The 5532-nt window shown below is 72.1% G+C and carries 6 protein-coding genes and 1 tRNA gene; all 7 read right to left on the minus strand.

Annotation, left to right across the window (positions count from 1 at the left end; genetic code table 11):
- On the minus strand, positions 1 to 1336 hold a 1336-nt coding region (locus tag VM840_11065), incomplete at its 3' end, for a hypothetical protein (protein ID HVL82116.1).
- A 31-nt stretch (positions 1337 to 1367) separates the two neighbouring features.
- Positions 1368 to 1961 carry an aminoacyl-tRNA hydrolase gene (pth, locus tag VM840_11070; GenBank protein HVL82117.1) on the minus strand — a complete coding sequence of 198 codons (594 nt, stop codon included), beginning with the start codon at positions 1959 to 1961 and terminating at the stop codon, positions 1368 to 1370.
- 11 nt (positions 1962 to 1972) lie between these two features.
- Positions 1973 to 2620 carry a 50S ribosomal protein L25 gene (locus VM840_11075; protein HVL82118.1) on the minus strand — a complete coding sequence of 216 codons (648 nt, stop codon included), beginning with the start codon at positions 2618 to 2620 and terminating at the stop codon, positions 1973 to 1975.
- A 74-nt stretch (positions 2621 to 2694) separates the two neighbouring features.
- Complete coding sequence (locus VM840_11080) at positions 2695 to 3663, minus strand: ribose-phosphate diphosphokinase (GenBank protein HVL82119.1); 969 nt, start codon at positions 3661 to 3663, stop codon at positions 2695 to 2697.
- The gene (glmU, locus tag VM840_11085) at positions 3663 to 5105 is read right to left on the minus strand and encodes a bifunctional UDP-N-acetylglucosamine diphosphorylase/glucosamine-1-phosphate N-acetyltransferase GlmU (GenBank protein HVL82120.1); all 1443 of its coding nucleotides are present in this window, start codon (positions 5103 to 5105) and stop codon (positions 3663 to 3665) included. The genes VM840_11080 and glmU overlap by 1 nt, the downstream gene beginning before the upstream one ends.
- Before the next feature lies 1 nt (position 5106).
- Positions 5107 to 5177 (minus strand) — tRNA-Gln (locus VM840_11090).
- 13 nt (positions 5178 to 5190) lie between these two features.
- A partial coding sequence (locus VM840_11095; GenBank protein HVL82121.1) for a hypothetical protein occupies positions 5191 to 5532 on the minus strand: 342 nt, incomplete at its 5' end.

A 5532-nucleotide genomic window follows, 5' to 3' on the forward strand; every position in this document is an offset into this window, starting at 1 on the left:
CCGCGAGCCGCAGAGAGGGGGCGACGAACCCCTGGTGGAGGCTCGACGCCACCACGGCGGACCCAGCGAGCTCCTCCTCGGCGAGCCGGGTACCCACGGCGGGGGCCTCGTGCGGGAGCGCGCAGAAGACGAGGTCGTACCCGTCCGCGCGCAGGTTGCGGCAGCGTTCGAGCAGGGCCCGTGGCGACATCCCCGGCTCCCACGGACGCGCGTCCGACGCGGGGGCGTCCTCGTCGGAGGTGAGGGCTCCCGCGTGCCGGACGGGCGCGTCGATCGCGTCGAGCACCGTCTCGAGCGGCTGGTACAGGAGCATCTCCTCGTGGCGGGTGCGGGGGGCGACCGGCTCCCGGATCGACGGGTCCGTCTGGAGCCGCGCGGGCTCGGTCCACAGCGCGGCGAGCTCCTCCTCCTGCTCCACCGCCATGGCCGCCTCGTCGAAGGTGCGCTTCGGGTCGAAGATCACGACCGTCACGTCCGACGGGAGCTGGGCTCCGAGGGAGTCGCGGGCGGGGTCCCAGATCAGCGGGAGGACCGACTCCGCTCCCTCGGGGACGGCCCCGTCGGCGATCCGCTCCAGGCGGTCCGCGACGTCCGCGAACCATGGTCGACCTTCGAGCCGCTTCACCGCATCCGCCGCGCGCGTGCGGACATCGGGGCTCGGCGGGAGCTCGGTGCGTGGGACGAAGACCGCCTCGGCCGCGTCGGAGACGGAGAGCTGGCTCTCCGGGTCCACCCATCGCAGGGACTCGATGTCGTCACCGAAGAGCTCGATGCGCGCGACGCGGGTCTCCTGGGCGCCGAACACGTCGACCACCCCGCCCCGGACAGCGAAGGTTCCCGGCTCGGCCGCGATATCGGTCCGCTCGTACCCGAGACCCACCAGCCGGCCGGTCAGTTCTTCGCGATCCAGCGTTCCGCCGGGGCGCACCCGGACCGGGTGCATCGCCGCCACCCCGGGCGCCGGCTTCTGGATGAGTCCGCGGGCGCTGGCGACTACGACCCGGCAGCCCCCGGTCCGGGCGAGCAGCCGCAGGGCCTCGATGCGTCGGGCGGACGAGCGGGCGTCGGGTGAGAGCCCCTCGTACGGCAGGACGTCCCACGACGCGAGCAGCGCTGCCTCGCAGAACTCGCCCGCCGCGGCCGCCAGCGCATCCGCATCCGGGTCCGACGGGACGACGGCCAGGACGCAGCCCTCGGTGGCCGCGGCCAGACCGGCCACGAAGAACGGCCGGACCGCGTCAGGCAGGACGACGTCCCCCCGTCCGGACAGGGCCGCGCGGAAGGCCGGGTCGTCCCCCCATCGGGGCAGGAGATGGCCGAGCGGGCGGGTCGTCATGGACCGGCCAGTCTATCCGCGGTCCCCGGGCTCAGCCGGTGGAGTGGAGCTCGCGCTGGGCGACGTCCAAGCCCTGGGCGACGAGCGTCTCGATCGCCGCGATCCCGCGGTCCACGGCCTCGGAGATGGGCTCCCGCTCCTCGGGCATGAACGGCTTCAGGACGAACTCCGCGGGATCGAGCCCGGGGGGCGGACGCCCTATCCCGATCCGCAGACGCAGGAACCCTCGGGACCGCAGCGACGCCTCCACCGACCGCAGACCGTTGTGGCCGGCCGTTCCGCCCCCGGCCTTCAGCCGTACGCGGCCGAACGGCAGGTCCAGCTCGTCGTGGACGATCAGCAGCCGGTCCGGGCGCACCCCGGCCTTGCGGGCCAGCCGGGAGACGGGTCCCCCGGACAGGTTCATGTAGGTGGTCGGGACGGCGAGCACGACCGACGCGTCCCCCAACCGGACATCGGCCGACCTGGCCTGACCGCGCGCCCGGGCGAGGTTGGCTCCGAGCCGCTCGGCCAGACGCTCGACGAGGACCGCCCCGATGTTGTGCCTCGTCCGCGCGTAGGAGGACCCGGGGTTGCCGAGCCCGACGACGAGCATGTCGGTGGGGTCGCGTCGCCGGCCGAACACGGCCGAGCGGGCTAGCCCCCGCCGTCCCCGTCGGAGGCAGCCTCGCCGCCTGCGCCCTCGCCGGCCGCCTCGCCCTCACCGGCGTCGGCGGTGGACTCGAGCTCCACCCGGGGCTGGGCGACGCTGGCGAGCGTCTCCTCGGGATCGGTCGCGATGGTCACGCCCTGCGGGGCCTGAAGGTCGCCGACGCGGATCACGTCGCCGAGGCCGAGCTCTGAGACGTCGTACTCGATCTCGGAGGGGATGGAGCGCGGCAGGGCCTCGATCGTGACGCTCCGGGTGAGCTGGTCGAGGACCCCACCCATCTTCACGCCCGCGGGCTCGCCGACCAGGACGACCTGCACCTCGGTGGTGACAGGCTTGTCCTCCTGGACACGGACGAAGTCGACGTGGAGCGCCTCCCAGCGGACCGGGTCGACCTGCACGTCCTTCACGATGGCCAGGTACTCGTTCCCGCCGTCCACCTTCAGCGCGACCAGCGCGTGGGAGCCGTGGTGCTTCAGCAGCCGGACGAACTCGTGCCGAGGCACGGCCAGGCTCTGGGTCTCGATCCCGGGCCCGTAGAGCACCCCCGGGAGCTGCCCGGTCGTGCGCAGCTTGCGGGCCGCCCCCTTGCCGGAGCCGTCACGCGGCGCGACGGTCAGCTCGATGGCCTTCATGGGTGATCATCCTTCCTGAGACGAGGTGGCGGCGAGACTCGCCGGACGACCGGGGAGTCTATCAGACCTGCTGGTCAGGCGTTGTCCCCGCCGAATATCCCCGAGACCGACTCGTCCTCGAATACGGCCCGGATCGCGTCCGCGATGATCTGCCCCACCGAGAGCACGACGAGCTTGTCGAAGCTCTTCTCCGGGGGGATGGGGATCGTGTTCGTGACCACGACCTGCCGGATCGGCGAGTCCTTGAGCCGCTGGACGGCGGGTCCGGACAGGACCGGGTGGACCGCCGCCGCGTACACCTCGGAAGCGCCGTGCCTCATGAGCGCCTCGGCTCCCGAGGTGATCGTCCCGGCGGTGTCGATCATGTCGTCGACGAGCACGCACCTCCGCCCCTCGATCTCCCCGACGACGTCGAGCATCTCGACCTGGTTGTGCACCCGGGCGTCGCGCCGCTTGTGCAGGATCGCGAGCTTGGCCCCCAGCTTGTTGGCGTACTTGTCGGCCACGCCCACTCGTCCGGCGTCGGGCGAGACGATGACGATGTCGGGACCGAGCTCGCCTCGCAGGTGGTCGACCAGCAACGGCTGGGCCGTCAGGTGGTCGAACGGGAAGTCGAAGAAGCCCTGGATCTGTCCGGCGTGCAGGTCGACCGACATCACGCGGTCGGCCCCCGCCGTGTGCAGCAGGTCGGCCATGAGCTTCGCCGAGATCGGCTCGCGCGCCAGGGACTTCTTGTCCTGACGGGAGTAGGGGAAGAACGGGAGGACGGCGGTGACGCGGGCGGACGAGGCCCGCTTCAGCGCGTCCAGGATGACCAGCATCTCCACGAGGTGCTCGTTCACCGGCTCCGCGTGCGTCTGGACGACGAAGGCGTCCGACCCCCGCACGGAGTCGAGCAATCGGGCGTAGACCTCTCCGTTGGCGAAGCGGTGGATATCGATATCGCCCAGCGGCTCCCCGAAGTGCTTCGCCACCTCCTCGGCGAGGCTCGGGTGCGACGACCCCGAGTACAGGACGAGCTGCTTGCGGACGAGGAACTCCATCACCGTCTCCCCTTCTCGGACCGCTTGGCCGCCTTCTTCGTCTTCCGCTCCTCGGCGGGGCGCGGACGCGCCGGGACGCCGTACACGACCGTGTCCGGGGGTACGTCCCGGTTGACCACCGAGCCCGCGCCGGTCCTGGCGCCGCGAGCGAGCCGGACCGGGGCGACGAGCATCGTATCGGAGCCGACGAAGACGTCGTCCCCGATCTCCGTGCGGTGCTTCGTGCCGCCGTCCGGCGCCTGCTTGAACGGGTCGTAGTTGCAGGTGATCGTGCCCGCACCCACATTGGTCCGGCGCCCGATCCTCACATCGCCCATGTAGGAGAGGTGGGGGACCTTGCTCCCTTCGCCTATCTCGGCCGCCTTCGTCTCCACGAAGGTGCCGGCCTTCGCCCCGGTGCGCAGCACGGTCCCGTCACGCAGGCTCGCGAACGGGCCTACCTCGCAACGGGCACCGATCTTCGTCCGGCGCGCGACCGCGAAGGTGACCCGCGACCCCTCACCGACGGTCGTGTCCACGAGCCGGACGTTGGGTCCGATCTCGCAGCCGCGCCCGATGGAGGTGGCTCCCTCGAGGAAGACGCCGGGGAGCAGGACGGTGTCCTGCCCGACCTTCACGTCGGCGTCCACGAAGGTCGAGTCGGGGTGCACGATGGACACGCCGGCGTCCATCAGCCGGTCGAGGACGCGCCTGCGCAGCAGCGCCGAGACCTCTTCGAACTCGCGCCGGGTGTTCGCCCCGAGCACCTCCTGCGGGTGCCCCTCGACGGCCGCGGTCCCGTCCCGGGAGAGCATCGCCACCGCGTCGGTCAGGAGCAGCTCCCCCTGGGCGTTGTCGGTGTCGAGCCTAGGGAGGGCATCCGCGAGAGCCCGGCGGTCGAAGGCGTAGATCGACGCGTTGATCTCGTCGATCCCCCGTTGGTCGTCGGCCAGGTCCTTCGCCTCCACGATCGCCGTGACCCTCCCCCGCTCGTCGCGCACGATCCGCCCGTACGCACCGGGGTCGTCGACGACGGCGGTGAGCAGGGCGACGGCGGCGCCCGTCCGGCGCCTCGTCCGCACGAGGGTCCTCAGGCTGTCCGGACGAACCAGCGGTCCGTCCCCCGCCAGCACCAGGACCTCGTCGGCGCGCCCCAGGGCGTCCAGCCCGACGTGGACCGCATCCCCCGTCCCGCGTGGCACGTCCTGGACGGCGAACGCGAGCTTGAAGGGGAAGCGAGCGCGCTCCAGCGCCTCCTCGACCGCACCCCCCGGAGGGACCACGAGAACCACGCGTCCGAGCTTCGTCGTCCTGTGCAGCTCGCGCAGCGTCTCGAGGACCCACAGTGCGAGCGGACGTCCGGCGGAGGCGTGCAGGACCTTGGGGACGGAGGACCGGAACCTCTTGGAGCGGCCCGCGGCCAGGACCACCGCGCCCACGGTCTGCTTCGGTCGATCAGCCATGCTGGGAGGGGCGGACTCGAACCGCCATAACGGGATCCAAAGTCCCGGGTCCTGCCATTGGACGACCTCCCACCGGAGGCCCAGTCTATCGGCGGGTACCGATGGTCATCCGGACGCCGTAGGCCACCGGCTCGGTGACGATCACCCGGCGGAACGCCGGCCGGGCGCGCTCCGCCACCGCATCCGCGGCCCCCAGCTCGGACACGATCCCGGCGACGACCGGTCCGCTCCCGGAGACGAAGACGGGATCGGCTCCCGCGAGCCTCAGCGCCTCGAGCCCCTCGGCGATCCGCGGCTCGAGCGACACCGCCGCCGCCTCCAGGTCGTTGTGGTGCAGGTGCGGAGCGCGGACGGCGCCCAGCTCGTCGAGACGCCTGTAGACATCCGGCGTGGACAGAGACGCATCCGGCACCCCGAGCACTACCGC

The organism is Actinomycetota bacterium, from assembly GCA_035540895.1.
In the GTDB taxonomy this organism is placed as follows: domain Bacteria; phylum Actinomycetota; class JAICYB01; order JAICYB01; family JAICYB01; genus DATLFR01.

Coding starts and splice junctions, on each gene's coding strand:
- VM840_11080 (HVL82119.1), bottom strand. CDS start 3,663: ATGGAGTTCCTCGTCCGCAAGCAGCTCGTCCTGTACTCGGGGTCGTCG.
- glmU (HVL82120.1), bottom strand. CDS start 5,105: ATGGCTGATCGACCGAAGCAGACCGTGGGCGCGGTGGTCCTGGCCGCG.
- VM840_11075 (HVL82118.1), bottom strand. CDS start 2,620: ATGAAGGCCATCGAGCTGACCGTCGCGCCGCGTGACGGCTCCGGCAAG.